This window comes from Polaromonas sp. P1_E3 (assembly GCF_056405935.1).
In genome coordinates, this window is record NZ_JBFUBD010000380.1 from 1 (window position 1) to 2,511 (window position 2,511).

General features: G+C 64.2%; 3 protein-coding genes. 1 reads left to right on the forward strand and 2 read right to left on the reverse strand.

Annotation, left to right across the window (positions count from 1 at the left end):
- A partial coding sequence (locus AC1D0Z_RS19500; RefSeq protein ID WP_477659832.1) for a hypothetical protein occupies positions 1 to 240 on the reverse strand: 240 nt, incomplete at its 3' end.
- Between the two features lie 143 nt (positions 241 to 383).
- Between AC1D0Z_RS19500 and AC1D0Z_RS19505 the strand changes: the two genes are divergently transcribed.
- Positions 384 to 1,595 carry a D-amino acid dehydrogenase gene (locus tag AC1D0Z_RS19505; protein ID WP_477659833.1) on the forward strand — a complete coding sequence of 404 codons (1,212 nt, stop codon included), beginning with the start codon at positions 384 to 386 and terminating at the stop codon, positions 1,593 to 1,595.
- 6 nt (positions 1,596 to 1,601) lie between these two features.
- On the opposite strand, the gene AC1D0Z_RS19510 is transcribed toward AC1D0Z_RS19505, so the two are convergent.
- The gene (locus AC1D0Z_RS19510) at positions 1,602 to 2,510 is read right to left on the reverse strand and encodes a LysR family transcriptional regulator (RefSeq protein WP_477659834.1); all 909 of its coding nucleotides are present in this window, start codon (positions 2,508 to 2,510) and stop codon (positions 1,602 to 1,604) included.
- Between the last annotated feature and the right edge of the window lies 1 nt (position 2,511).

Genomic DNA, 2,511 nt, shown 5'->3' on the forward strand with positions numbered 1-2,511 from the left:
GCTTTGCAACGCCGCGCAGGGCCTTTTTGATCGCAACCCGGAGGGAATCGGGTAAAAACGGCGCCACTCGGCGTTGCGCTCCTCACCCAGACTCCCGGTCTGGGCATCGTCGCGCGCCTTGATTGGCGCCGTTTTTACCCAATTCGCATTTGCAAACATAGTGTTAACAGGCCCTAGTGTAGGAACAGCCGCGCGATACGTGCCATTCATTTTCGGGGCAAACCCATGACAGAAACTCATGGTTTACCCAAAATCCGCCAAGCCGCCCCGCGGCCCTGTGGCAGAAGGCATAACCGCACGTCATAGCCCTCACGCATTCAGCATTGTTCAAACCAGCACCCGCTGCGTAAAGTGGCGCTCTTTCAGCGAACAAAAAGGCTTCTATGCATGTGTGCGTGCTCGGTGCGGGAATCGTGGGACTGGCAACCGCTTACAGTTTGCGGCGTGCCGGCCACGAAGTGACAGTGGTGGACCGCGCCGGCCCCGGCAGCGGCGCCAGCGGCGGCAACGGCGCACAACTGAGCTACTCCTATGTCCAGCCGCTCGCAGACCCCGCCATCTGGCGCCAACTTCCCAAGCTGCTGCTGTCGCCCTCCTCCCCGTTAAAGCTGCGGCCCCGCCTCGATGTGCGCCAGTGGTTGTGGGGTGTGCAATTTCTGGCGGCATGCAACAGCAAGACCTCACGCGATACCACCAGCCATTTGCTGTCGCTGGCAGCGCTCAGCCGCCAGTCCTTTGACGCGATGATGGCCGAGGAGAAGCTGGACTGCGATTTCTCAGCCACCGGCAAACTGGTGCTGTACTCAAGCGATGCCGCATTTGCCGCGGCGCGCAGACAGATGCTGCTGCAACGCGAGCTGGGCAGCGCCCAGGAAGCCGTCAGCGCCGACCGCTGCGTGGAGATTGAGCCTGCACTGAAAAGCCGGCACGGTCAGATTGCCGGCGCCATCTACACACCGGGCGAGTGTGCCGCCGACTGCCAGAAAACGTGCGATGGCCTGTTCACCGTTCTGCGCCGCGAGGGCGTGCGCTTCCTGCTGGACACGCCCATCGAACAGTTGGTGGTACGCGGGGGCCGTGTCGCCGCTGTCGCCACACCGCAAGGCCATCTCGAAGCCGACCGGTATGTGATGGCGCTGGGCGCCGGGTCCGCGCGCATGGCGCGCGCGCTGGGTGTGCATCTTCCGGTTTACCCGCTGAAGGGCTACAGCATCACGGTCGATGTCGCGCCGGGCGATGACGCGGCGCCGCAGGTGAGCGTCACCGACAGCGCCCGCAAGGTGGTGTTCGCCCGCATCGGTTCGCGCCTGCGCGTGGCGGGCATGGCCGAGCTGTCGGGTTATGACACCGCCGTCGACCCGGCGCAGATTGCTTCGCTGAAAGCGTCGACCCAAACGGTTTTTCCCGGTTGCAGCCACTTTGAAACCCTCAGCCCCTGGGCGGGCATGCGCCCGGCAACACCCACGGGGCTGCCGGTCATTGGCACGCATGCGAAAGGCCCGGCCAACCTGTTGTTCAACACCGGCCATGGCGCCCTGGGCTTCACCCTGGCGTTCGGCTCTGCGCAACGCATCAGCCGCATGCTGGAGCGCTGATGACCTTCAGGCCTTTCGCAGCGCTGGTGCTGAAGCGCGTTGCGTCAGGGCTTGCTGGAAGCATTTCACAAAAGACCGCACGATGACCGAGCCGGGCTTGCCCGCAGGCAGCAATGCGTTGATCGGCACGGGGATCAGGGGCTGCAACTCCAGCAGGTCCACACGCGTCAGGTCGGCGGACGCCGCCGTGCAGGTGTCAATCACCGCAATACCCAGCCCGTGGTGGGCCAGGGCCAATGCCGAATGGTAGGTCTGCACGGTGATGTGGAATTCGAGGCCCACCCCCGCTTCGCGGCACGCCTGGTTGAGGCTGCGGCCCACAGGGTCCATCACATCCAGCCCGACCACCGGCACCTTGGTGAGGTCCTCGAGCGTCACACTGCCGCGCTTGACCAGGCGCGCAGGGAGCATGCCTTTGGGCGCAACGCACACCATGCGGCCCTCGGCAAGGTGCTCCTGCGCCAGCGCCGAGTGCACCGCCGGGCTGAAGAGAAAGCCGACATCGGCTTCCTGCAGCGCCAGTGCAGAGACAATTTGCGGCGAATGCAGTGCCCGCACGGTAATGGCCACGTCAGCGTGCCTGACCTGGAAGAGCTTGATCGCCTGCGGAAGGATTTCATAGCTGAGCGCCAGCACTGTCAGGATGCGAAGTTCCCTGGCGCTTTCACCCGCCTTGAGGTTGGCCGCCAGGCGCTGCACCTCGTCAAGCTGGGCAAACAGCCGTTCAATATGCGGGTAGAGCGTCAGCGCTTCGGATGTCGGCATCAGCCGGCCCTTGCTGCGCTGGAAGAGGGCGAAACCCAGCTGCAGCTCGGCATGTTGCAGGATGCGGCTGACAGCGGGCTGGGTCACATTGATCAGGCGGGCCGCACCGCTGACGCTGCCGGTGAGCATGACAGCGTTGAAGACTTCAATG